The sequence below is a fragment of the Lactiplantibacillus plantarum genome (genome assembly GCF_014131735.1).
GTDB lineage: Bacteria > Bacillota > Bacilli > Lactobacillales > Lactobacillaceae > Lactiplantibacillus > Lactiplantibacillus plantarum.
The window spans coordinates 2,829,276-2,853,204 of record NZ_CP039121.1 but is presented as its reverse complement, the minus strand read 5'-3'; the positions used below and the strand labels follow the sequence as shown (position 1 = coordinate 2,853,204).

Here is a 23,929-nt window from a genome sequence, read left to right as displayed (position 1 = left end):
CATAAATGTTAGAATAAACCTAACTAATATTTTATAAACGAAAAGTGAGCGTGGTGTTATGAGAAACTTAGCGATTGTGGATTTAGGGTCCAATTCGGCGCGGATGGCGGTCAGTCGGTTGCATGCTAACGGCACTGCTCAAGAAATCAAGCGTGTTAAGGAAGATACGCGTTTGTCGGAAGGAATGGGAACGGCACACGTACTCCAGCCCGCCGCAATTGAGCGAACAATCAAGGCGTTACTCAATTTTCGCCGACTTTATGAAAAAATGCCCAATACGGATGTTATTGGCATCACCACAGCTGCAGTTCGGATGGCACAAAATCAGGCTGAATTTCTCAATCAAGTCAAGCAAGAAGTGGGGCTCGATTTACGAGTCTTATCTGGTGACGATGAGGCCTATTACGATTATCTTGGGGTTGCCAATTCATTGGTCATCCATGATTGCCTAATCTTAGACACGGGTGGCGCAAGTTGTGAACTGATCTTGGTCAAAAATGGCCGCAAACAGCAACTGATCAGCATTCCATTTGGCGCGGTGACATTATCGGAACAATTCGGTCTCGACGACTTAGTGCCGTCTGCGAGTCTATTTCGGGCGCAGATGTTCCTACGTAACCGACTGGCAGATATTTGGTGGTTATCAGAAGCAGTGCACTTCCCAATCATTCTATTGGGTGGTGCCAACCGAACCTTAGCCCGCATTAATCGGCGCCGGCAACAAAAGTTAAAAGTTGAAGATATTCACGGGTATCGTCTGAAGACAGAGACGGTGTTCCACACGTTTTTGGACTTACTGTCACGGTCGAAAAAAGGTCGCCAGGAAATTTCAGGAATGGAATATGATCGTGCGGACATTATTGTTGGTGGAATGTTACCGCTAGTGACGTTATTACAGATGTTGGATAGTGATCGGGTGATCTTTTCTGAAAGTGGTGTTCGTGAGGGAATTATTTCAGAACACCTCAATCAATAGGTCGGTTCGGTAGATGAGTCGAATGGAGAGAATAGGAATGAGAATATGACAGCTGATTTTCGGCACTTTTATCAAAAAAATTGGGCGGAACGCACTGCCATCGTGGCGCAACAGGCTCATTTAACGCCAGCTGAACAGGCGTTATTTAAACAATATTATTTACCACAACATCATGAAATTATTGAGAATTATTTGACGGATTACCCATTACCGATGGGGTTGGCTGTCAACTTAGTCGTCGATGGCGTGGATCACATTGTTCCAATGGTTACTGAGGAACCTTCTGTTATTGCGGCAGCAAGTAATGGCGCTAAAATTGTCAAGCGTGCAGGGGGCTTCACGACCGTCCTTAATCAACGTGAAATGATTGGTCAAATCGTTCTGGAGCAGTTGTCTGATCCGGCTGCAACCGCTGCCGTGATTGAAGCCCACGCTGCAGCATTATTAAAAGTAGCTGATGCGGCCCATCCCAGTTTAAAAAAACGAGGTGGTGGCGCTCGGCGCCTACGTACGCGTGTTCTCGGACAAGGCTATTTATCAATTGACCTATTCGTTGATGTGCAGGCTGCTATGGGGGCCAATATGCTCAATAGTATGTTGGAAGCCGTGGCAAAGTCCATCGGTGTGATGACGAAGCAGGACGCTTTAATGAGTATTCTATCGAATTATGCAACGGCGAGCTTAGTCAAGGCCATTTGTGACATTCCGGTCGGATTATTACAGGCTGGGCGGTATGCCGGCAAACTAGTTGCCCAGAAGATTGCGTCGGCCAGTACGGTCGCTCAGCTTGATCCGTACCGGGCCACGACTCATAATAAAGGTATCATGAACGGTATTGATGCTGTCGCTATTGCTAGTGGCAACGACTGGCGCGCTTTGGAGAGTGGGGCACACGCCTATGCTGTTAAGGACGGTCAATATCGTGGCATGAGTACCTGGACCAGTGATGGTCGGATGCTGCATGGTGAACTGGAATTGCCACTACCGGTTGGCATTGTGGGCGGTTCAATCAAAATTAACGAGTTAGCCCAGTTGAATCAACGAATATTAGGTATTCAAACAGCGGGTGATTTGGAAAGAATTATGGTTGCCATCGGGTTAGCCCAAAATCTAGCCGCTTTACGCGCCTTGGTCACGACTGGTATCCAGCAGGGCCATATGCACCTACAGTTGAAATCGCTCGCGATGGCAGCGGGAGCGACTCCTGAGGAACTCCCCGTTATCTTACAACGACTTGAATTAGCATCTCAACAAGACCTCGCAACCACGCAACAACTCATTGCGGAATTGCGGCAAACAAAGGAAGAGACTGATGACTGAAATTAAATTGAACCAAACTGTTACAGATTTATTAAGTACCGCCAATTCGTTATATCCGGGCAATATTAGTGTTCGTTTTGGTGACACAAAAGCGGGTTACGTCCGCCATGATCAAGCACAACAAGTGTTAGATGATGGTGACCTGACCGTTCGGGTTAGCGATATTACGGCTCCTAATTACACAGCGTCACATGAATTATTACATCTATTATTGTTATTACAAGGCTTTCCACAGATTACCTTTAATTTAACCACGCGTGATCAACAACTGGACGAACAATTGATGGCAATCGCTATGGAACTTTATGACATGGTGAGCCACGTCTTGGTCGTACGCAAACAACGGGAACATAACTTAATCGATGAGCAAATTGAAACGCTATACATGCAAGGTGTGGCGGCCACAATCGAACCGGAACCTGCGGGCAAGGCGGATGCGATGATGACGTTACGGTTATTAACATTGACTGACCTACTCGTTTTCTTTAATGGTGAATTACCAGCTGATGATTTGCAAAAGGTGACAACGGCCTATCCACAAGCTTGGCCGGCTGCACAGAAGCTATACGCCGTAATCAGTCAGAAGCCAGTTGACACCCCGTTCGCGATGCGGCGTGCCGTAGTAAAGCTGTTCAAGGCTTTTGATGATCAGATGACGGCTTGGCATTTACCAGTCCTACACGGAACGGAATTTGTGACCGTTCAGAGTGTGCTCAGTGAACGGCAAGAGCGGCTGGAAGTCCGGCAGTTATTTGACGTTTACCATTCAGATCTATTAGATAAAAATAAACATACCCGAGCGTACATTGGGTTATATAAGAGTGACCGTCAGAATGCGTTTGTCCTACCAGCACCGGCGCAAAAGAAGAGCGATGCCTTTTTCAAAGAGGTGTACGATAAGACGGTCAAAGAATTATTCCAAGAAATGAATCTACCCTATACGTTACGGTAAGCTAAGCAGGGAGATGTCAGAATGAGTGACATTACAGCAGCACAAACAACTTTACAACAAGCTCAGCATATCGTTTTTATGACGGGGGCCGGCGTTTCGACGCCCTCGGGAATTCCTGATTACCGGTCTAAAAATGGACTGTATACCGAACACCATAACGCGGAGTATTATTTAAGCCACGCGTTTTTGGCGGAGCATCCGCTGGAATTTTATCAATATTTACAATCAAATTTATATTATCCAGACGCCCAACCGAATGTGATTCATCAAAAGATGGCGGCACTGACTCGGCAAGGGCGGGCCAGTGTGATTACACAAAATATTGATAATTTATATGGGGTGGCTAAAACGGCTCAGCTCGTTGAATTTCACGGTAATCTCTATCAGGTCTACTGCACCAAGTGTGGTCAGCATGTCGATTGGCATGAGTATTTGAAGTCTCCTTACCATCAGACAGACCATGGCTACTTACGGCCTAACGTGGTGTTGTACGACGAGGGGATTGCGAGTGCCAATATCGAACGGGCAGTTCAATATTTACAGCAGGCTGACCTAGTCGTTATTTGTGGGACCTCGTTTCGGGTGTACCCGTTCGCCGGCCTAATTGACTATCGTAATCCGAAGGCTCAAGTGCTTGCAATCAATGCGGAACCGCTCCAGTTGCCATTTGCATTTACGATGGTGCAACAAGATGCGGTCGACTTCTTCGAGGGGGTGCAGGTCTGATGATAACAATTGGCTTAACAACTTGGACGGAACACCCTAGTTTACTGGGTGGTACTGAAAAGCTGACCTTAACTGAATATTCGGGAGTCCTACCAGTCGTCGAAGTGGACACGCCATTCTATGGTATTCCGAAAGTGACGACGGTCGCGAAGTGGCAAAAGGCCGTCCCTGATAAGTTTCAGTTTATTTTGAAAGCAAATCAGGTGATGACGCTGCATGATACTTATGACGAAGGGGTCTCGATGGATGCGCTAAAGACAGCTTATCGGGAATACCGTGCGATGCTCAAACCGTTAACGCAGCACCAGCAATTAAAAGCGGTGCTCTTCCAATTTCCGCCGTTTTTTGAACGGTCGAACCGCAACTTCCATTACCTACAACGGATGGTCGAGTGGTTACCCGGTGTTCCAATCGCAGTCGAATTTCGTAACCAGAGTTGGTACGAGGAGAGTGTCAAAGATGCGGTCTTTAGTTTTCTGAAGGATCTGGGGATTACCCATGTGATTGTCGATGAGCCGCACGCTTTAAATGATGGCGTTAGTTTCGAGCCGGTCGTAACGAATTCGAAATTGGCACTCTTACGCTTACATGGTCGTAACCAGCAGGGCTGGTCAGCCAAGGGCGCTAACTGGCGTAGCCAACGGACTTTATATCGGTATAGTGATCAAGAACTAGCTGAATTCAAGCAAACGGTGGAACAGTTACAACAGCAGGCGGACGAGGTTTGCGTCATCTTTAATAATAATTCTGGTGGTGACGCGGCCGATAACGCGATGGCACTCAAAGAGTTGCTAGGCGTTTCGTTTGGTGATTTAGGACCGCATCAACTGGACTTGTTTTAAAATGATTTATGAGTGATTGATGTGATACTTTGCTTAATTGAACGAGTTATCAGTTGAATTACTATGTTGGCTCAATACAGTCACTATGACCGTGAACCGTTGAAATTTGGTCGTACGGTTGAATATTCTTTAATTGATGAATCATGACAACTAAAAATGTAGCGGTAGTTCGGACATTCAATAATGTGAGCTGCCGCTACATTTTTTTGCACTTACACCTTAGTTAATCAATATGGCCTTAGCCATCTGATTTGAAAGCGAACGGTTGGGATACATCATTTGGAAGTAAAGTTAGTGTAAAGTCAAGAAGTAGTTTATGTAAATTCCTGTTTAGTTTTGGTAATAATTATCTCGTTGGTCGTGGATACGATGGCTTGGGACTGCCTTAAAACTAGGCAGTTATAAGTACCTTAATTCATGATTCTTAGGTGAATTAGGGTGATTGAGAAAAGTGCGTGATTAAGATACACTGACTTCAGTTCAAGCAACTAAGTAGTTGCCTGCCACTATGTGAGTTGCAGATAGTTATGGCAGGTTGAAGTGTTGTTGAGAATCGAATGTTAGGTCATAACAATATAGATTGGGGCGGATTGGGTATGCAACCGGATATTATTTGCGCAAATGGGGTTTTCTGCGCTGATGGAAAAGTCTTATTAACACGGGAATCAAAAAACACAGCCTATTATTTTCCTGGTGGCAAGGTTGGTGTGGGAGAGACGCTAACACAGACTCTGCAGCGAGAATTAAAAGAAGAGTTGTCATTAGTTGTGTCGCCAGATCGGTTTAAGTGGGCCTTCACCCACCGTGGTGTGGCCTATAATCAACCGGGAAAAATAGTCGAGTTAAATTGTTTTTTAGTTGCGGGGAGTGGCGCGCTCAAAGTCGACTCGGAAGTTTATGATTATAAGTGGTGTCGGCCGGACGATAGCCGGATCGCGGAAGTCGTTCGTGAAGCGCTGGCCCGATATTCGTGGGTTGTTGAATAATAATAGATTACCAATAAATGACCGGTTAAAATCAACTCGTGATTTTAATCGGTTATTTTGTGGTGGTTGGTTGGGCCATTTGAAGCATGGTGCACAGTTGACTAGTCTGCCACGATCTTTGCGTGTGGAGAACTCTTTTGTTAGTGTTTCTTAATAAACACAGGAAATATGATACAATATAAGAGATTCTACACATTGGCCCAGCAACATGTTATTTTAGACCAAGACGTGTTGTTTGGACGCGTGTGATTTGTTCATGGATTTTAATCAAAGACATGCTTAACGAGTTAATCATAAACCAGTTTGAAGGGAATTTACGTCATGGCAGAAACAAAACCAACTTATTATATTACGACGCCGATCTACTATCCTTCGGGGAAGTTGCACATCGGTAATTCATACACGACAATTGCGTGCGATACTTTAGCACGTTACAAACGTGCGATGGGTTACGATGTTTACTTCTTAACCGGGACGGATGAACACGGCCTCAAAATTGAAGAAAAAGCAGAAAAATTGAACACTGATCCGAAGTCATACGTTGATGGGATGGCAAAACAAATCAAGGATTTATGGCAATTGCTAGAAATCTCTAATGACAAGTTTATTCGGACCACCGATGATTATCATGAACGCGCAGTCCAAGAAATTTTCGATCGGTTACTTAAAAATGGTGACATCTACTTAGGTGAGTACGAAGGCTGGTACTCCGTTGATGACGAAGAATACTTCACTGAAACGCAGCTGGCTGAAGTTTTCCGTGATGATAACGGCAAGGTTATTGGTGGTAAGGCGCCCAGTGGTCATGAAGTCGAACTTGTTAAAGAACAGTCCTACTTCTTTAAGATGAGTAAGTACGCAGATTGGTTGTTAGATTATTATCAAAGTCATCCTGACTTTATTGAACCAGCTAATCGGATGACCGAAATGATCAATAATTTTATTAAACCAGGTCTGGAAGACTTGGCCGTTTCTCGGACGAGCTTTACTTGGGGTGTCCCTGTCAAGAGTGATCCTAAGCACGTCGTTTACGTGTGGATTGATGCCCTGACAAACTATATTACGGCACTGGGTTACGCAACCGGCGACTCCGAAGACTTGTTTAACAAGTTCTGGCCTGCCGATGTTCAAATGGTTGGTAAAGAAATCGTGCGCTTCCATACGATTTACTGGCCAATTATTTTGCATGCACTCGGGTTACCATTACCTAAGAAGGTCTTTGGTCATGGTTGGTTATTGATGAAGGACGGCAAAATGTCCAAGTCTAAGGGTAACGTGATTTATCCTGAAACATTGGTTGAACGTTACGGCTTGGATGCGCTTCGTTATTATTTAGTTAAAGCCATGCCTTATGGTAACGATGGTTTATTCACACCAGAGGACTTTGTGGCGCGGGTTAACTATGACTTGGCTAATGACTTGGGAAACTTGCTGAACCGGACCATTGCGATGATCAATAAATATGAAGATGGTCAATTACCAGCATTCAAAGCCGGTGTGACTGAATTTGACGCTGACTTAGAAGCCACAGCTGCCACGACTATTAAGAACTTCAACGCTTGCATGGACAGCCTGCATTTATCGGATGCGCTGGCTGAAGTGTGGAAGTTGGTCAGTCGGACGAACAAGTATATTGATGAAACGGCACCTTGGCAATTAGCTAAGAGTGACGATGCGAATGATGCTGATAAGTTAGCCAGTGTGATGGCCCATTTAGCAGCTAGTTTGCGGGTGATTGCTAGTTTGATCAGTCCGGTCATGACGCATGCACCTAAGGAAATCTTTACCCAATTAGGGTTGGACCCAGCAACTTTAGCAATTGCCGACTTACAACTGGCTGATTTGCCGGCTGGCGCACAAGTCGTTGCTAAGGGAACCCCAATCTTCCCACGGGTCGATATGGATGCCGAAGTTGAATTCTTGAAGGGTAAGATGACGAAATCCGACAAACAGAAGGGGCGTAAAGCCATGGAAAACGCGAAACATGAAGCTGAAGTCGAACAAGGCTGGAACCCAGCTGAGACTAATTTGAACCTCACTAAACCAGCAATTACCATTGATGATTTTGACAAGGTCGAATTGAAAGTTGCTGAAGTCATTACGGTGCAGAAATTGAAAGGGGCTGACAAACTCCTACAATTCCGTTTAGATGCAGGAGATGCTGATCATCGCCAAATCCTTTCAGGTATTGCTAAGTGGTATCCAGAACCGGAAGAACTGATTGGCAAGAAGGTTATCATCGTTGGTAACTTAAAGCCACGGAAGCTTCGTGGTGAAATGAGCCAAGGCATGTTACTGTCAGCAGAACACGACGGTCAGGTGCAATTAATTACGGTACCAGATAATATGGTAAACGGATCATTGATTTCGTAAAAACTAAATGTTGAATAAAAAATCGGGCGCACTGACTAGTGAGCTCGATTTTTGATTTGTAATTCAATTGTTATTTTAGTTGTTTTTGACAAATGGGTTAATCTCCCGTACAGTAGTACGAACAAGAAATGAGGTGAGAACATATGAAATATGAACAGATTCTCGTATGCGTCTCCGTAGATGGAAAAGGACGTTTTTCCGAAAATTAATTAAATTTAGGAGACTTAATTAAATGAAAAACGTCCAAAAACAAGTGCCATCATTATTACTGTTAATCACATTAGTGGGTTTTCCACAAATCAGTGAATCAATTTTTACGCCGATCTTGCCAGCGCTCAGTCAGGCAATGCACGTTAGCGCCAGCCACAGCCAGCTAACCATGAGCAGTTATTTTGTGGCTTTTGCAGTTGGGGTGCTCTTCTGGGGGCAATATGCTGACTATCGCGGGCGCCGTGATGCCATGTTAGGTGGATTAGCCTTTTATTTGATTGGTAACTTAGGGTTATATCTGAGCCCGGGCTTTACTTGGTTATTGGTTTGCCGCTTGATCCAAGCTTTCGGTGCTAGTGCTGGTTCGGTTGTGACACAGACTATCATGCGTGAGAGCTTTACGGGTGTTACTGGTGCAAAAATCTTTGCGAAGGTGAGTGCGGCCATGGCACTATCACCCGCTCTCGGGCCACTCATCGGAGGTGGCGTCCAGACTGTGTTCGGCTATCAGCATGTCTTCTCGGTCTTGATCATGATAGCAGTCGTAATACTGTTGTACGCGGGGTGTTGCTTGCCAGAGACTCGACCAGAAACGGTCAAAGTGGCCTCTTGGCGGCAACAAAGCGTTGTCGTTTCACGGTTATTGCACGATCCCGTGGTCTGGTGTTACGGCCTATTGATTAGTGGTATTAATGGTATTTTGTTTAGTTATTACGCTGAAGCGCCGTTTATTTTTGAAACGCACTTCGGCTTTAGTGCTGTGCAATACGGTAGTCTCGGTTTAGTCTTAGCCGCGGCCAGTCTGCTGGGCGCGTTGCTAGTGAATTGGCTTGTCAACTATTGGTCACCAATGCAGGTCGCTTTAAGTGGCTTAGGATTGAGTTTGGTAGCGGCAGTTGGCTTGGTGATGACCGCTGTTGGCAATCACGTCATTGGGATGCTGATTGGGATTTTTCTAGCCTTCTTAGGTCTGAACATCACCCTACCAAACGCGTTGAATCGTGCTTTGATTGGCTATGAAACGGTGATGGGGAGTGCTAGTGGCTGGTTTAGCCTGGGTTATTATCTGCTAGTGAGTGTGCTAACTTACTTAATGAGTTTGCTCCACCACGGCAGTGTCGTGACATTGCCCGTATACATGTTAGGCGTAGTCACGGTGATGACGGTGGTGTACGCGGGGCTGTATTGGCAGCGTGTACGTCATTGATTTTGCTTGAAAGCCTGGGGGAACCCGGGCTTTTTATTTTAGAATTACCGTCTTCTTTTCCGAAAACTTGCGTCCCATGGTAAAATCAACTAAGATAACAAAAGTCGAAAAGGGGTTATTACATGCGGATTTTTGATTCTCATACCCATTTAAATAGTGAAGAATTCATCCAGGAAGTGCCACGTTACTTACAACAAGCGGCTGACCTTGATGTTACGCGGATGGCAATCGTTGGTTCGAATACACAACTGAACGCCGATGCGATTAAACTGGCGGAAACGTATCCTCAGTTGGTCGCGATTGTTGGTTGGCACCCGGAAGATGCCAAAAACTATGATCAGGCGGCTGAAAAGTTGTTGATTGAACAAGTCCAACATCCGAAAGTCGTCGCGTTAGGTGAGATTGGACTGGACTACCATTGGGATACGTCGCCACAAGACGTTCAGCGGCAAGTCTTTGCCCGCCAAGTCGCCATTGCTAAAGAGATGCAATTGCCAATTTCCGTGCACAATCGTGATGCTTTCGAAGATACCTATAAGATCTTGAAAGCAGCTGATATTCGTGACACGGGTGGCGTCATGCATAGCTTTAATGGTGACCCTGAGTGGCTCAAACGGTTCTTGGACTTAGGCATGCATATTTCCTATAGTGGTGTCGCATCATTTAAGAATGCGCGTGAAGTCCATGAATCCGTCAAGCAAACGCCACTAACGCAAATGCTGGTTGAAACGGATGCCCCTTATCTAACGCCGGAACCATACCGGGGAAAGCAGAACGAACCCGGTTACACGCGGTACGTTGTTGAAGCAATTGCCCAGTTACGTGAAACGACGCCGGAAATTATAGCGGCCCAAACTTATCAAAATGCAGAGGAATTTTTTAAGATTGAAAAAGATTAAAGAAGTAATTGTGGTTGAAGGGAAAGATGACACGAAGCGTCTCGCCCTAGCTGTCGATGCAGATACACTTGAAACGAATGGCTCGGCGATTTCCGAAGCCACCTTAGCCCAGATCAAAACGTTGCAGGCCAGTCGCGGCGTGATCGTGTTCACCGACCCAGACTTTTCTGGTGAACGTATTCGGAAGACGATTTCGGCGGCTGTTCCGGGTGTCAAGCACGCCTTTTTGCCCCGCAAAGCTGGTGTACCAACTAAGGCTGGGGGGAGCCTGGGCGTTGAACACGCGAGCCCAGCGGCGATCCAAACTGCACTCGCCCATCTATATACGGAGCAAATCGACGAGCCCCAACAGTTGATCAGTCACCATGATTTGATTGCGGCGGGCTTACTAGCTGGTCCCACGGCGCGTCAACGACGCGAACAGTTGGGTGAACGTTTAGGTATCGGATACGTCAACGGTAAACAGCTGCCCAAACGGTTACAACTATTTCAAATTCAGCCAGCTGATTTTTGGGCGGCTGTTGACCAACTAACCACAGAGGAGAAATGATGAGTAGAGATTTAGATATTGCGAATCCCGCCCGCACACGGGCAATTATGCATACGTACGGGTTACAAGTTAAGAAGAGTTTAGGACAGAATTTTTTAACTGATCAGAACGTGTTACACAACATTGTTGCCACTGCTGACATTGGAACCAATGATAACGTGATTGAAATTGGCCCTGGGATCGGGGCACTGACTGAGTATTTGGCACGGGCTGCGCACCACGTCCTGGCCTTTGAAATCGATGATCGGTTACTGCCAATTTTGGATGAGACACTAGCTGATTATGACAATGTAACGGTCGTTAACCAAGATATTTTGAAGGCCGACTTAGCCGCGATGATCAGTGAACATTTAGATAACGAGCGGCCGTTGAAGCTCGTCGCCAATTTACCGTATTATATTACAACGCCTATTCTGATGAACATTTTGGCGGGGGACGTTGCTTTTGAAAATATTGTTGTGATGATGCAAAAGGAAGTTGCCGACCGTTTGGCAGCTGAACCGGGTACGAAGGCGTACGGTGCGTTAACGATTGCTGTGCAGTACCGGATGGCTGCTGAGATGGCGATGGTCGTTCCCCGGACGGTTTTCGTGCCGTCACCGAATGTCGATTCTGCAATCGTGAAATTGACGGCATTGCCACCGCGGACACACGTGCCATTTGACGAAGCAGCTTTTTTCAAGGTCGTTAAAGCGGGCTTTGCGCACCGCCGGAAAAATCTGTGGAATAATTTGCAAAGCCTATTTGGTAAACAACCTGAGACGAAGACGGCCATTCAACAGGCTCTTGATATCGCGACGATTGATCCCAAGATTCGTGCCGAACGGTTGACGGTCGATGAATTTATTACATTGACGGATGCGTTACATCAGGCTGACTTACTTTAAGTTATCTATGCTTATAAAATGGTTGCACATTAGAAAACCTTGTGATATAATATTGACTTTTTTGTGAAAAGCTAGTATAGTGTCTTTCATGAGGAGGATTCTCAATGCCAATTTCACTAGCTGCAATTAAAGATAAACTTGACTCACGGATCGGCCAACGCATGAAGGTCGTTGCCCAGGCTGGCCGTAAGAAAACAACTGAACGCCACGGTATCTTGAAAGAAACTTATCGTTCGGTGTTCGTTGTGGATTTAGATCAACAAGAAAACGCATTTGAACGGGTCTCCTACAGTTATACTGATGTTCTGACAAAGAACGTTCAAATCGCTTTTGATGATGAAACAACTGAAGCTTAATTCGCGTCTCGTGAATTCTCAATATTAAGACCCCCAAGCAAGGTCTTTTTATTTTGCCTTGATATTAGTATAATTGTATCAAAGTAAGTCAGCGACCCCGGGTAATCGCGGTCATGGAAGAGGGTGAGACGCGTGCAGATCGTTGAAAAAGCACCGGCCAAAATCAATTTAGGACTGGATACCTTATTTGAACATCCAAGTGGGGATAAAGAGTGGGACATGGTGATGACGTCGGTCGATCTGGCCGACTATGTCATGTTAGAATCATTGCATACGAACCGAATCGAAGTGGTCACCGATAGTGGCTTTTTGCCGAATGATCGCCGTAACTTAGCTTTTCAAGCGGTGAGCGTTTTAAAACGGTATTGTCATGTTGATCGGGGTGTCCGTATCAAAATAAGAAAGGCCATTCCGGTAGCGGCTGGTCTAGGAGGCGGCTCATCTGATGCCGCCGCTGTTTTACGGGGCTTGAACCGGATGTGGAATCTCCACTTGGACTTAGCCACGTTAGCACGTTTGGGATTGCAAGTAGATTCAGATGTGCCATACTGTGTCTACAGTCAGACGGCCCACGTGACGGGAAAAGGCGATGTAGTCACCCCGCTACCTAAGTTGCCGCCGATGTGGATTATTCTAGCGAAGCCGAAAGTCAGTGTGTCAACGCCAAATATTTTGCGGCAGGTCAATTACGAGCGCATCGACCAGCATCCCAATATTGAGGCCTTGTTGGCTGGTATTCAACAGCAGGATTTCGCGGAGATTTTTGCGAATATGGGCAACGTTTTAGAGCCAATCACGGCAAAACGCTACCCCGAGATTTTACAGATCAAGCGGCAATTGTTAACGTTTGGGGCGGATGCGGCCCAGATGAGCGGCACCGGACCAACTGTGTTCGGTGTGTGTCGCAAACAATCGCGGGCGCAACGCGTGTATAATTCCTTGAAGGGTTTTTGTCGGGAAGTATACCTTGTGCGGCCGGTTAATTTAAATGAACATTAGACCGCAGTAGTCCGCCGTGATGGTGGGCTTTTTTTATTGGTACGGGCTTAGGTGAGCCGAGTCTCTAATTTACTGCTACGCTTAAACGGTAGCGCTGAGCCATTTGTCATCACGACCTGTGTCCAGCCAGAGATGGTGTAGCAGTGCAATTGGCACCGGAATGCGAGTAGCCGCGGCTTTGCTTGCAGGTTGACACCCGAAGATGGTCGTTGCCTTCAACGCATCATAGGTTATTCGGACAACGCAATCTCTTTTTGTAAGCAATTTATGCGCGTTTATGATTAAATAAGGAGTAACGGAGGTGTTCGGATGAAGCAGTCGACAAAATTTGGATTGAAATTGGCGGGCGTCATTGGTGCTGCAACTTATGCGGGAACGTTACTTGGTGGCTTAGCGGCGTATCAAGTCGCGATGCACGTGAGTGACGCACAGAAGCAGCAGGGCCGCGAACGTTCGCGGGCAGAAAACACTGAAATTGAGAATTTTTGGTATTTCAAGCAGCCTAAACAGCAGTGGATGATCCAGTCCTTTGATGGGCTGAACTTAGTGGCAACATATATCCCTAATCCGAAAACAATTGGCCGCTTGGCGATTTTGGCGCATGGTCTAGGACATTCGCGCGAACAAATGATTCCGTATGCGCGCATCTTTATGAGCTTGGGGTATGACGTTTTAATGCCTGATGCCCGGTCATTTGGTGATAGTCAAGGCCATACGATTGGTTATGGTTGGCTAGACCGACTAGATTATGAACGTTGGATTACGATGGCGCTTAGTCAATTAGGTCTGGATATTGACATCGTATTGATGGGAATTTCGATGGGGGCCGCCACGGTCATGGCGACTAGTGGTGAGCCGTTACCGGAGAATGTTAAAGCTATTGTGGAGGATAGCGGTTATGCGGATCTTTATGATGAAGCGAAGTTCAGACTGACTCATAAGTTCCACTTGCCAGCCTATCCGATTATGCCGGTGGCGAATCGCTTAGCACACGTTCGCGCGGGCTATGGGTTTAAGGATGGCCGGATTCTGCAACGGGTGATTGATGGCGGGTTACCGATCTTGATGATTCATGGTTCCAAGGATCAGACGGTGCCTGTTCGCAATGCACATACCTTGTACGACCAGTTGCCACAACAAAAGGGCCTGTATATCGACCCCGATGCTGGTCACGTTGAAGCCATCCGAACGCACCCGGATCGCTATCAAGAAGTGTTGGATGAATTCTTACATGAGCAGGCGGGGTTGGCTTAAGCCCCCTTAAATTAAAGTAATGATAAACATGAATTGACCGTGTTTTACCGGCTTAACGGTAAAAACGGTCTTTTTTTTGCAATCTCGTCTTAGTGACAAGCGCATTCAACTAGTGGTCAAGGTGTTATTTGATTAGGCCCCCGATGATTGCCATGGCTGGTAATGATTGCGGCATTTTGAGCTCAGGTATTGACAAATCACCGCATTCAGGTAAACTAAAATAGTAATCATTACGATTTACTTTAATTTAGAAAGTTGGGGTAGTGTTATGACGGAACCGTTAATTGCCGTCCAACACCTTGGAATTGGCTTTCCAAACAACCAGGTGTTTAAAGATTTGAATTTTAACATTGAACAAGGTGACTTTTTGACCGTGATTGGTGAAAATGGGGTGGGGAAGACCACTTTAATTCGCGCCTTGCTTGGCATGCTGAAGCCAACAGCCGGTCAAATTAAGTATTATCCGAATAAAAAAGCCATTAAAATTGGCTATGTGCCCCAATTTCGCAACTTAGACCAGGAGTATCCGTTAACGATTGAGGACTTTGTCGGGCTGAACCTAAAAGGGTGGCAGCCGTGGCTGTCTCGAGCTGAACATCGTCAGGTAGCGACAGCATTAGCCGTGACCAATTTGAAGAAACTCCGTCAGCGACCGCTTGGGATGGCTTCTGGTGGTGAAAAGCAGCGGGCTTACTTAGCACAAGCAATTGTGCAACAACCGCAGCTATTAATTTTAGACGAATCGACGGCTAGTCTAGACAATGAAATGAAGTATGAATTGTTGGACCTCGTTCAGAACTTAAACCAAACTAGCAACATTACCGTCTTCTTTGTGACGCACGACTTGCCATTAGCGAAGCAATACGCCAAACATTATCTGGCCTTAAAGCCCGGCCACCAGCAATTTGGCAATATCGCTGATATGTCGGTAGAGCAATTAAAGGAGGCCACTAATGTCAATGTTTAGCTTAGTATTTATGCGAAACGCCTACTTAGCAGGAACCTTTATTGCAATTATTTGTGGGACGATTGGCGTTTTCGTGATTGCCCGGAACCTCTCATTTCTGACACACACACTGTCTGAAATTGGGTTTGCCGGTGCAGCCTTCGGGATTTTTATGGGCTGGACCGCGTTGAGTGGGATGCTGATTTTTACCGTGATTAGTTCGGTCATCGTGGGGCAGATGAGTGTGAAACAATCACGACGCGAAGCCTCGATTTCTGCAATTTCCGCTCTGTTTATCGGCTTAGGAATTCTATTCCTGTCGTTATCTAATCAAACTTCGAGTTATGCGACGAGCATCCTGTTTGGGAGTGTGATTGGGATTGCCAGTGCGGATGTCATCCGGGTCGCAATCTTATCGGCCATCGTCCTACTCGTGATGTTGGGCTTGTACCGGCCACTCAAATTTGATTCCTTCGATGCGATTGGCGCCCGGGTGAGCGGCTTATGGACGACCGGCATCTCAGTGGTCTTCTTGGTACTCGTTGCGATGAGCGTCAGCGTGGCTGCCCAAATTGTGGGGTCATTACTGATTTTTATCTTACTCACGTTACCAGCAGCGGCAGCGCGATACTTTGTCCATACGGTTAGCAAGATGATTTTTCTAGCGATTGGTTTCGCGTTGATTGGGGTTTGGCTGGGGCTGTACTTGAGTTACGTCACGAATTTACCAGTCAGTTTCTTCATCGCTGCAATCGAGTGTATCTTCTACTTTGCCGCGCTGGGTTATCAGCGACTTCGGGTCGGAAGCTAGTGGAGCTATTCTTGTTCAGCTGTATCACGTTAAAAGTAGGTAGTTTACAGAATTAAGTGGTTCGTTGTGACACGCTAAAATGTTACTAGTCGTTTCTGGAATTCATTGGGAATTCTAGAGCGGCTAGTTTTTTGTTCGTGTTGGGGTTGCAACTTTTCGTTTGCGTGGGGGGCAAGTCACACAAGAAGTCTTCTAAAAGCATAAGTCCAAGGGTAGCGCTGTAATTGCCACACTTAGTCGTAGGACGGGAATCAGTAAAGGTATCATTTCGTTTTTGACGGATATGATTGGAGGCTGTGACATAACTAGCCTCTGTATAAGCAAATGGGACGAGAAACCGAATTTTGGTTTCTCGTCCCATTTGCTTACGCCTTTGATTTTTAAAGTTGGTCCCTACCGTGACCAGTTTCATAATGTTTAACGCCAGTATTACGATTCCGGCTTCCTTGGTGACCTTGTCGAAACCTCGCACCGAGAATCGATTGAAATGTAAAGAAGCCTTCATCTTGCCAAAAACTGGCTCAACATCGATCTTACGTTGAGCGTAAATCTGACCAGTTTCTGGAGCTGAAAGTAATTCTCGTTGTTTCGATTTGAAATATTCCCAATTTTCGTTCACGGAAATCCTTTTAAGATATCCTTTTGGTGTTAGTGCCGCGGCAATTAGTTGATGATTTTCATCATACTTTTCGGCAATGTATTCTTTAAAGTCACGGGTAAAACCATACTTATCAGTCCGTCGACGATAAGCATTAAAATTAAACCGGACGTTTTGCGGATTGATAAAATAATCATCTTTTTCATGATAGTCCCAGTTCATAACCTTACGGTCATCACTTTGCCATTTTCGACTATTCTCTTTAAGCATTGTGCCGTAGGGAATCAAAACGGTATGCTGACCGAATTCATCTTCCAAGTACCGATAATTACTTTCGGAACCGTATCCGGCATCGGTAACGATGGTGTGACCTAACACATTGTTGGCCTTTAAATGTTCAATAAACGGTTGTAAGGTTCGTGTGTCGGTTGGATTTTGGAAAAGCCGATATCCCGTAATGAACTGATTACTCGTGGCGATTTGAACGTTGTAGGCAGGTTTTAATTGACCGTTTTGCATCGGATCTTCCTTGACCCGCATAAAGGTGGCATCGTGATCCGTCTTAGAGTAGCTGTTACGCTGACCATAGATTGCTTGCTGTGCTTGGTGTTCACGCATTTTATCACGTCGTTTATCCAACTTACGTTTTTGTGATTTAACAGTCCGGCGTTGCTGTTTGGCTGGGTTCGGGGAAACCTGCTTAGTTGCTTCCACGGTTTCATTAAGGACCACTAAGTGATCCTCAACCTTGCTAATCATGATATCCAATAGTTCGGGAGTCAGCTCTGATCCTGCCGGAATTTCACCGACAATTTTAGCTTCATGAAGCTCGCCTAACAGGTCAACGAGTTTTTCGCGATCCATCTTGTCAAATCGTATCGTATTCTTCTTCCAAACAAAGCTATACTTGTTGGCGTCGGCTAGGATCTTAGTTCCATCAATAAATGAAACATCATCAATCATGCCATTTTGACGAAGATATTGGGTTAGCTGTGATAAGCTATCGGTTGTCAAAGTGGCCAGTTCATCAGAAATTCTAAAGCGACAAATCGTCCGGTAGGACGGAATTTGGTCGGCAATTAACCACCCAGCTGGCTTGTTTTCACGGGCAAACCGTTCAATTTTACGACTGCTGAAAATGCCATAGCTGTACGCTAAAAGGACCAGTTTTAACATGGCACCGAGGTTATATTCCCGCGGACGGCCAAACTGGTAATCATATTTTAGTTTTAAACTCTCAACAAGCTGGTTGATGTAACGAGCAGAATGATGATCTTCTGGTTGGTAATCCAAGGCAATACTCAAAGTGGTTTGATTCATGTTATAATAATCTTGCATATTAGGAATGTCCTTTCGAGGATAATTTCGTAGAGTATCGGGTGCGACCGATGCTCTTTTTTTATTTTCTATTATATCAAAAGCAGGTCTGGAAAAATCCGAAGATTTTTCCAGACCTGCTTTGTTTCTAGAGACTTATGTCACAGCCTCATTATTACGGGGAAAGATGCGCTACTGGTAAGAAGCGTTCTCGTTTGAAGGGTGCGTTTTGGACAGCCTTGAACTTTGTGCCGGTCGGGCAACTAAGCAGGCAATGAAGCGTGCGGCTGAGGAATTGGCCAAACGTAAGCCGGCTAGGAAGACGACCAAGAAAGCAGCCACGAAGTCTCACAAAACTACAAAGACCAAGCATGGGACATCAAAAGTCTAAGCCCAAAAAGACTTCTCATGCGACAAAACACAAGACCAAGAAGCACAACAGAAGCGCTACAATAAGAAAAAAGCTGCGGGCAAGGCAAGAAAAGCTTCTCAGAGAAAACAATCCTCGCAGAATAAAGATAGTCATGGGAAAAAGGAGAAATCTAGCAAGGAGAAATCTTCAAAAGATGGGAAAGATAAAAAGACAAATAATGTCCCATTGGAAAATGGCTCTTATATTAGGAACGGAAAACCTTATGGACGACCAACATTAACCGGGAAGAAAAAACTCGAATTCGAGCGGGAAGTATATAATAGGCAAGCTAAAGATGGAGTGCTTATTGATCGAAATACGAAACAAGTGATACATTGGAAGCCGGGTTAACCCCGAAAAGGAAAGGTCGATTTCGGACATCTACCGGGTAAGTCTTATAAGGAAATGTTCAATCTATATAAAAATAGGAAGATGACATTGAAGGATTTTCAATTTAATCCCAAAAACTCTAGATTAGAAACTCCGTCTGCTAATCGGAGTCATAAATATGAAACGAGGTAAAAAGTGTGCTAGTTTACAATGCTTTTAGTGCGGTAAGAGATGGAACATTTGATCAGTTTAAAAATTATTATTCTGGCAATGTGGATGAGACTGATAAGTTTGAAGGACTTAATTTATTATGCATGGCAATGACAAACGATGACAATCCTGAGGAAAAGTTAAAGATTGTTCATTTTTTGTTACAAGCAGGTATTGATGTTAACTTTGTCACCAAGAGTGAACATCGAAACGCATTACATTATTTTTACAATTGTGTATGGCGTCCAAATCCTAAGTTTGCTATGGAAATTACGAAACTATTAGTCGAGAACGGCATCGATGTAAATAGCGTTGATAAGTATGGACATGTACCACTGTTTTATGCGGTTTTTGATAATGATTTGGATACTAAGGAAAATGAAGAGTTATATTTTTATCTATTAAAGGCGGGCTCAGATTATCGTTTGCGTGATCCATTTGGGAAATCCATTATAGATTATGCACGAGAAACCAACGAGAGGACTGGTTTTTTAGATATTGTAAAAGAGTATGAAAACGGCAAAAAATGATTGCAGGTTGAAAAATGGCAACGATTATAATTATTGGAGTAGTAATTATAGGAATTACGCTGGGATTAGGATACTGGAGTTATTTACTGGGAAAAAGGAATCAATCTAATTTTGTTGGCCCTATTATTCCAGTAGCTTACTTTGCTGTTCGAGCAATCTTAGCTGTGATGACACAAACTACGACACATGGGCTAGTATCGTCATTACTCGGTAGCTTGTTATTCAGTTTGATTTACTATGGCTTATTTGTTGGGGGTAAGCACCGGGCCAATAAGTAACATGAATTAGTCAGATTAAGATAACCGATATTCGACAAGGACTAATTGCCGAGTATCGGTTATTTTATAGAAAAGTTTAGTCGGTAATTTGGTAATTACTGTTGTCTATATCCTATTGTTTGGGGACGACAACGATTCAATAAGCAGAAGCCAATAAAATAAATTGCTTGAAAGCTCAGAACGATTCCAAAATTACTCGTTCTGGGCTTTTTAGGTGTAAGTAGCGACCAATCAATCGAACTTTCTGGACGCTACGTCGTGTGAACGATGGATTCCCCTGGCACATTCCGTATCTACTCCGTTATAAGTTGCCTAAGTTTATTGTTCTCGAATTCGCCAAATATGAGCTGTACAGACAAGATAATTGGCAAACATATTAAGAAATTCCGATGGTTTAGTAAAAAAACGTGAAAAAATTAGCTTATTTCCGAACGTTTGTGTTATCATTTTGCATAGACTTTAAAAATGATGATTTAGGTTGAGGTGGAAGTTATGAAAGTACGTAGAAGCGAACGTTTAATAGATATGACGCGCTATTTGTTGGAACGTCCCCATACATTAGTTTCATTGACATACTTCGCGGAACGGTACGCATCCGCAAAGTCGTCAATCAGTGAAGATTTAACGATTTTGAAGAAAGTGTTTCAGGCCCGGGGAACAGGAATCTTGGAAACCATTCCCGGTGCTGCTGGTGGTGCACGGTTTATTCCTTATATTTTAAAGGAAGAGGCCCAAGAATTTATTGACGAGATGACCACTAAGGTTGCCGACAAGAGTCGGGTGTTACCGGGTGGCTATGTTTATTTATCTGATATTTTAGGCCAACCAGATATTTTGCGCCAAGTGGGTCGGGTGATTGCGACTCAGTACTTGAATCAAAAAATCGACGCTGTTATGACCGTTGCAACTAAAGGAATTCCGATTGCCCAAAGTGTTGCGACTTATTTAAATGTGCCGTTTGTGATTGTCCGCAATGATTCTAAAATTACGGAAGGCTCGACCGTTAGTGTGAACTATGTCTCGGGTTCTTCAGAACGGATCAAGAAGATGGAACTTTCTAAGCGAAGCCTAACGGAAGGCGCCAACGTGCTCATCGTGGATGATTTCATGAAGGGCGGCGGCACAATCAACGGGATGAAGACCTTGATTGAAGAATTTGATGCTAATTTAATTGGCATCACCGTTTTTGCCGAAGCCAGTTTTGTTGGCAATCGTTTAATCGATGACTACACGTCGTTATTACGGGTAACCAACGTAAGTGATAGTGACAAGGCGATTAAAGTCGTTGCTGGTAACTATTTGGAGAAGGTTTTCGGTGCGGAAGTCTAGCCTGGTGTGTTATCCAGACCAGTTTTTTGATATGATGGACTTATCTGAGGACTAAGGAGTAATTTGTAATGACAACCAAAAATGCAATCATCATGGCCGCTGGTAAAGGGACCCGGATGAAATCCAAGCTAGTCAAAGTATTACATCAGGTCTGTGGCAAATCGATGGTCGACCACGTCTTGACCCAAGTTGAAGCCACCCACATGGCAAATATCGTGACCATTGTAGGCCACGGTGCCAAAGATGTGGAAGCAGCATTAGGCGACCGAACTGAGTACGCGGTTCAAACGGAACAATTAGGAACCGGTCACGCAGTATTACAAGCCGAATCGCTCTTAAAAGATGCGGATGGGATGACGCTGATCGTCAGTGGCGACACACCCTTATTTAAAGCTGAAACTTTTGAAGAATTATTTGAATATCATCAAGCTAAGGGTGCCGCTGGCACGATTTTAACGTCCAAGGCACCTAATCCTCAAGGCTACGGCCGGGTTGTTCGCAATCGGTTAGGCATCGTTGAAAAGATTGTAGAACAAAAGGATGCGACTAAGGAAGAACAAGAAATTCATGAAATTAACACGGGAGTCTACTGCTTCGATAATCAGAAGTTGTTTGCCGCCTTACATGAAGTGACCAACGATAATGCACAGGGCGAATATTATTTGACTGACGTGATTCAGATCATGAAGAATCAGGGTGATGTGGTCGCCGCCTATCAAATGGATGATTTTGATGAATCAATGGGGGTAAATACCCGTGCAGCTCTAGCCCAAGCAACCAAAGTGATGCAACAACGGATCAACGCGCAGCATATGGAAAATGGGGTTTCAATTATCAACCCTGACGATACCTATATTGATGCGGGCGTTAAGATTGGTGCTGATACGATTATTGAACCAGGCGTCTTGATCAAGGGCCATACGACAATTGGTGAAGATTGCTTCATCGGCGCGCACTCCGAGATCCATGACATGGTGATTGAAGATCGTGTTCGGGTGACGGCTTCCTTCTTGGAAGATTCCATCATGCACGCTGACAGCAATATTGGCCCGTATAGCCATTTGCGGCCGCAAGCTGAGATTGGTGAACACGTCCATCTTGGTAACTTTGTCGAAGTCAAGAAGGCTAAGATCGGTAATCGGACCAAGGTCGGCCATTTGACTTATGTTGGTGACGCAACGTTAGGTCAAGATATTAACGTTGGTTGTGGTGTGGTCTTCGTTAACTATGACGGAGTCAACAAGCACCACACGAATGTCGGCGATTCCGCCTTTATTGGTAGTAACTCGAACATCATTGCGCCAGTTGAAGTGGCTGACCACTCGTTTATCGCGGCTGGTTCGACCATTACTGATGATGTTAACTTCCATGATATGGCAATTGCCCGGGCACGTCAGACGAACAAGCCTGACTTCTGGGGCCGCTTACCACATGAACCAGAAAACATGTAATTATTATCATTGATAATTGAATTCAGAGACCATCCAAGTGCGTTGTTGCTGGGATGGTCTCTTTTTGTTAGCTCATCGGCGTGACTTGTGGTGTAATAAGGGCTATTTAGCTGCTAAATAGGACAAAGTTGATTTGACTGTGTCAGTTCAGGGCAACTGAGTGATTTTAATTAAGTCACGAAATTGGTATAATTGGCGAGGAGTTTACGGGACGGGGAAGTTTGGAGGCATTTAGATGCAGACGAAGAAGTGGATTCGCGGCCTTGTTTGTGGTCTGGCATTGCTTGGCGGTTGGAGCTGGGCATTACCAGTACACGCAACTAGCGTTAAAAGTGAGCAAACAGCCGTTAAAAAAATCGCGCAACGTGATTTGAAATCACTAGGTGGGCGCTGGTCGGTCAAGGTGACCCGATTAGGTCGACGAAAACTAACCGTGCAAACGGGAAATCAGCGCATGACTCGTCAACGTTCTGCTAGTACGATCAAAGTTTATGTTATGCTGACGATTTATCGACGGGTCCAACAACGAAAGTTACGGCTAACACAGCAAGATCAAAATGATTTAAAATTAATGATTCATAATTCCGATAATAACGCGGCTAACCGGTTGATCAAACGTGCGGGGGGCTTCAGGGGCGTTAATGCGGCCATTAAGCATTATCGATTCAAGCAGACGGTTTTACAACGGTATATGCTTGATACGAACGCGCTACGCTGGGGACGCGATAATTACACGTCGGTGGCTGATCTAACTCGTTTTTTAACGCTGACATATCAACATAAGTTATTAGGTAAGACGTATGATAAGAAGATGTTGACCTTACTTAAGGGCTGTCGCAACCACAGCAAGCTACCATACTTAGTTAAACACGCCACGGTCTATAATAAAACTGGCGAATATCCCGATAAGGGTGTCCAAAACGACGCGGCCATTTTTAAGACCAAACAAGGCACTTATAGCATTGTCGTCATGGCCCAGAATGGCAAGCAGTACCAACAATATCAAGGGATGAATCGTTTGGGGCGCGATGTCGTGACTTATTTAAATCAGCACCACTGAGTGTGTTTAGATAACTGAACAGTTTAGTAGATCCCTGTTCGTCAGCCGGTGTGCGCTCTATTCCGACTTCTAGGACTGGTTACTTTTGAACGCGAGAAACGGCAGCGGTCAAGTACCAAC

General features: G+C 45.0%; 23 protein-coding genes and 1 pseudogene. 23 read left to right on the top strand and 1 reads right to left on the bottom strand.

Annotation, left to right across the window (positions count from 1 at the left end):
- The first annotated feature begins 58 nt into the window (after nucleotides 1-58).
- From E5260_RS13440 to E5260_RS13365, 16 genes are all read left to right on the top strand, one after another.
- Nucleotides 59-976: a Ppx/GppA family phosphatase gene (locus E5260_RS13440; RefSeq protein WP_003642008.1), complete on the top strand. Its 918-nt coding sequence runs from the start codon at nucleotides 59-61 to the stop codon at nucleotides 974-976.
- Between the two features lie 45 nt (nucleotides 977-1,021).
- Complete coding sequence (locus tag E5260_RS13435; protein ID WP_003642009.1) at nucleotides 1,022-2,296, top strand: hydroxymethylglutaryl-CoA reductase, degradative; 1,275 nt, start codon at nucleotides 1,022-1,024, stop codon at nucleotides 2,294-2,296.
- Nucleotides 2,289-3,248 (top strand): hypothetical protein, encoded by a 960-nt coding sequence (locus tag E5260_RS13430; RefSeq protein ID WP_003642010.1) that lies wholly within the window; start codon nucleotides 2,289-2,291, stop codon nucleotides 3,246-3,248. The genes E5260_RS13435 and E5260_RS13430 overlap by 8 nt, the downstream gene beginning before the upstream one ends.
- A gap of 21 nt (nucleotides 3,249-3,269) precedes the next feature.
- Nucleotides 3,270-3,974, top strand: a complete 705-nt coding sequence (locus E5260_RS13425) for an NAD-dependent protein deacylase (RefSeq protein ID WP_003642011.1) — start codon at nucleotides 3,270-3,272, stop codon at nucleotides 3,972-3,974.
- Complete coding sequence (locus E5260_RS13420; RefSeq protein ID WP_003642012.1) at nucleotides 3,974-4,816, top strand: DUF72 domain-containing protein; 843 nt, start codon at nucleotides 3,974-3,976, stop codon at nucleotides 4,814-4,816. The genes E5260_RS13425 and E5260_RS13420 overlap by 1 nt, the downstream gene beginning before the upstream one ends.
- Before the next feature lie 596 nt (nucleotides 4,817-5,412).
- A complete protein-coding gene (locus E5260_RS13415; RefSeq protein ID WP_024971611.1) occupies nucleotides 5,413-5,802 on the top strand; it encodes an NUDIX hydrolase in 390 nt (129 codons plus the stop codon).
- Between the two features lie 321 nt (nucleotides 5,803-6,123).
- Nucleotides 6,124-8,175 (top strand): methionine--tRNA ligase, encoded by a 2,052-nt coding sequence (gene metG / locus E5260_RS13410; RefSeq protein ID WP_003643823.1) that lies wholly within the window; start codon nucleotides 6,124-6,126, stop codon nucleotides 8,173-8,175.
- Between the two features lie 232 nt (nucleotides 8,176-8,407).
- Entirely contained in the window at nucleotides 8,408-9,592 is a 1,185-nt protein-coding gene (locus E5260_RS13405) for a multidrug effflux MFS transporter (protein ID WP_003642016.1), read from the top strand.
- Nucleotides 9,593-9,714: 122 nt separating this feature from the next.
- Nucleotides 9,715-10,491, top strand: coding sequence for a TatD family hydrolase (locus E5260_RS13400; protein WP_003642017.1), 777 nt, complete (start codon nucleotides 9,715-9,717; stop codon nucleotides 10,489-10,491).
- Nucleotides 10,478-11,041 carry a ribonuclease M5 gene (gene rnmV / locus E5260_RS13395; RefSeq protein ID WP_011101014.1) on the top strand — a complete coding sequence of 188 codons (564 nt, stop codon included), beginning with the start codon at nucleotides 10,478-10,480 and terminating at the stop codon, nucleotides 11,039-11,041. The genes E5260_RS13400 and rnmV overlap by 14 nt, the downstream gene beginning before the upstream one ends.
- Nucleotides 11,038-11,928 (top strand): 16S rRNA (adenine(1518)-N(6)/adenine(1519)-N(6))-dimethyltransferase RsmA, encoded by an 891-nt coding sequence (gene rsmA, locus E5260_RS13390; protein ID WP_003642019.1) that lies wholly within the window; start codon nucleotides 11,038-11,040, stop codon nucleotides 11,926-11,928. Before rnmV ends, rsmA begins: the two co-directional genes overlap by 4 nt.
- 104 nt (nucleotides 11,929-12,032) lie before the next feature.
- A complete protein-coding gene (locus tag E5260_RS13385) occupies nucleotides 12,033-12,284 on the top strand; it encodes a Veg family protein (RefSeq protein WP_003642020.1) in 252 nt (83 codons plus the stop codon).
- A 132-nt stretch (nucleotides 12,285-12,416) separates the two neighbouring features.
- Nucleotides 12,417-13,283, top strand: a complete 867-nt coding sequence (gene ispE / locus E5260_RS13380; protein ID WP_003642021.1) for a 4-(cytidine 5'-diphospho)-2-C-methyl-D-erythritol kinase — start codon at nucleotides 12,417-12,419, stop codon at nucleotides 13,281-13,283.
- A gap of 309 nt (nucleotides 13,284-13,592) precedes the next feature.
- Nucleotides 13,593-14,537, top strand: coding sequence for an alpha/beta hydrolase (locus E5260_RS13375; RefSeq protein WP_003642022.1), 945 nt, complete (start codon nucleotides 13,593-13,595; stop codon nucleotides 14,535-14,537).
- A gap of 268 nt (nucleotides 14,538-14,805) precedes the next feature.
- A complete protein-coding gene (locus E5260_RS13370; RefSeq protein ID WP_003642023.1) occupies nucleotides 14,806-15,504 on the top strand; it encodes a metal ABC transporter ATP-binding protein in 699 nt (232 codons plus the stop codon).
- Nucleotides 15,497-16,294, top strand: a complete 798-nt coding sequence (locus E5260_RS13365; protein WP_003646500.1) for a metal ABC transporter permease — start codon at nucleotides 15,497-15,499, stop codon at nucleotides 16,292-16,294. Before E5260_RS13370 ends, E5260_RS13365 begins: the two co-directional genes overlap by 8 nt.
- A gap of 289 nt (nucleotides 16,295-16,583) precedes the next feature.
- On the opposite strand, the pseudogene E5260_RS13360 reads toward E5260_RS13365, so the two are convergent.
- Nucleotides 16,584-18,230: pseudogene (locus tag E5260_RS13360) on the bottom strand (IS1182 family transposase); the annotation flags it as partial.
- A 208-nt stretch (nucleotides 18,231-18,438) separates the two neighbouring features.
- On the opposite strand from E5260_RS13360, the gene E5260_RS13355 reads away from it, so the two are divergent.
- The 7 genes from E5260_RS13355 to E5260_RS13325 all read left to right on the top strand — a co-directional run bounded on the left by E5260_RS13355 (nucleotide 18,439) and on the right by E5260_RS13325 (nucleotide 23,809).
- Nucleotides 18,439-18,600, top strand: coding sequence for a hypothetical protein (locus E5260_RS13355; RefSeq protein ID WP_003642026.1), 162 nt, complete (start codon nucleotides 18,439-18,441; stop codon nucleotides 18,598-18,600).
- Between the two features lie 426 nt (nucleotides 18,601-19,026).
- Nucleotides 19,027-19,143 carry a GH-E family nuclease gene (locus E5260_RS15550; RefSeq protein WP_225443011.1) on the top strand — a complete coding sequence of 39 codons (117 nt, stop codon included), beginning with the start codon at nucleotides 19,027-19,029 and terminating at the stop codon, nucleotides 19,141-19,143.
- Between the two features lie 5 nt (nucleotides 19,144-19,148).
- Nucleotides 19,149-19,691, top strand: a complete 543-nt coding sequence (locus tag E5260_RS13345) for an ankyrin repeat domain-containing protein (protein ID WP_003642028.1) — start codon at nucleotides 19,149-19,151, stop codon at nucleotides 19,689-19,691.
- A 14-nt stretch (nucleotides 19,692-19,705) separates the two neighbouring features.
- Nucleotides 19,706-19,969, top strand: coding sequence for a hypothetical protein (locus E5260_RS13340; protein WP_003642029.1), 264 nt, complete (start codon nucleotides 19,706-19,708; stop codon nucleotides 19,967-19,969).
- 492 nt (nucleotides 19,970-20,461) lie between these two features.
- The gene (purR, locus tag E5260_RS13335) at nucleotides 20,462-21,298 is read left to right on the top strand and encodes a pur operon repressor (protein WP_003642030.1); all 837 of its coding nucleotides are present in this window, start codon (nucleotides 20,462-20,464) and stop codon (nucleotides 21,296-21,298) included.
- Between the two features lie 68 nt (nucleotides 21,299-21,366).
- The gene (gene glmU / locus E5260_RS13330; RefSeq protein WP_003642031.1) at nucleotides 21,367-22,749 is read left to right on the top strand and encodes a bifunctional UDP-N-acetylglucosamine diphosphorylase/glucosamine-1-phosphate N-acetyltransferase GlmU; all 1,383 of its coding nucleotides are present in this window, start codon (nucleotides 21,367-21,369) and stop codon (nucleotides 22,747-22,749) included.
- 235 nt (nucleotides 22,750-22,984) lie between these two features.
- Nucleotides 22,985-23,809 carry a serine hydrolase gene (locus E5260_RS13325; RefSeq protein WP_003642032.1) on the top strand — a complete coding sequence of 275 codons (825 nt, stop codon included), beginning with the start codon at nucleotides 22,985-22,987 and terminating at the stop codon, nucleotides 23,807-23,809.
- Nucleotides 23,810-23,929: the final 120 nt, after the last annotated feature.

What these genes read in the sequence shown, in the direction of transcription:
- E5260_RS13440 (WP_003642008.1), top strand. Translation starts at nt 59, where the DNA reads ATGAGAAACTTAGCGATTGTGGATTTAGGGTCCAATTCGGCGCGGATG.
- E5260_RS13435 (WP_003642009.1), top strand. Translation starts at nt 1,022, where the DNA reads ATGACAGCTGATTTTCGGCACTTTTATCAAAAAAATTGGGCGGAACGC.
- E5260_RS13430 (WP_003642010.1), top strand. Translation starts at nt 2,289, where the DNA reads ATGACTGAAATTAAATTGAACCAAACTGTTACAGATTTATTAAGTACC.
- E5260_RS13425 (WP_003642011.1), top strand. Translation starts at nt 3,270, where the DNA reads ATGAGTGACATTACAGCAGCACAAACAACTTTACAACAAGCTCAGCAT.
- E5260_RS13420 (WP_003642012.1), top strand. Translation starts at nt 3,974, where the DNA reads ATGATAACAATTGGCTTAACAACTTGGACGGAACACCCTAGTTTACTG.
- E5260_RS13415 (WP_024971611.1), top strand. Translation starts at nt 5,413, where the DNA reads ATGCAACCGGATATTATTTGCGCAAATGGGGTTTTCTGCGCTGATGGA.
- metG (WP_003643823.1), top strand. Translation starts at nt 6,124, where the DNA reads ATGGCAGAAACAAAACCAACTTATTATATTACGACGCCGATCTACTAT.
- E5260_RS13405 (WP_003642016.1), top strand. Translation starts at nt 8,408, where the DNA reads ATGAAAAACGTCCAAAAACAAGTGCCATCATTATTACTGTTAATCACA.
- E5260_RS13400 (WP_003642017.1), top strand. Translation starts at nt 9,715, where the DNA reads ATGCGGATTTTTGATTCTCATACCCATTTAAATAGTGAAGAATTCATC.
- rsmA (WP_003642019.1), top strand. Translation starts at nt 11,038, where the DNA reads ATGATGAGTAGAGATTTAGATATTGCGAATCCCGCCCGCACACGGGCA.
- E5260_RS13385 (WP_003642020.1), top strand. Translation starts at nt 12,033, where the DNA reads ATGCCAATTTCACTAGCTGCAATTAAAGATAAACTTGACTCACGGATC.
- E5260_RS13375 (WP_003642022.1), top strand. Translation starts at nt 13,593, where the DNA reads ATGAAGCAGTCGACAAAATTTGGATTGAAATTGGCGGGCGTCATTGGT.
- E5260_RS13370 (WP_003642023.1), top strand. Translation starts at nt 14,806, where the DNA reads ATGACGGAACCGTTAATTGCCGTCCAACACCTTGGAATTGGCTTTCCA.
- E5260_RS13365 (WP_003646500.1), top strand. Translation starts at nt 15,497, where the DNA reads ATGTTTAGCTTAGTATTTATGCGAAACGCCTACTTAGCAGGAACCTTT.
- E5260_RS15550 (WP_225443011.1), top strand. Translation starts at nt 19,027, where the DNA reads ATGTTCAATCTATATAAAAATAGGAAGATGACATTGAAGGATTTTCAA.
- E5260_RS13340 (WP_003642029.1), top strand. Translation starts at nt 19,706, where the DNA reads ATGGCAACGATTATAATTATTGGAGTAGTAATTATAGGAATTACGCTG.
- purR (WP_003642030.1), top strand. Translation starts at nt 20,462, where the DNA reads ATGAAAGTACGTAGAAGCGAACGTTTAATAGATATGACGCGCTATTTG.
- glmU (WP_003642031.1), top strand. Translation starts at nt 21,367, where the DNA reads ATGACAACCAAAAATGCAATCATCATGGCCGCTGGTAAAGGGACCCGG.
- E5260_RS13325 (WP_003642032.1), top strand. Translation starts at nt 22,985, where the DNA reads ATGCAGACGAAGAAGTGGATTCGCGGCCTTGTTTGTGGTCTGGCATTG.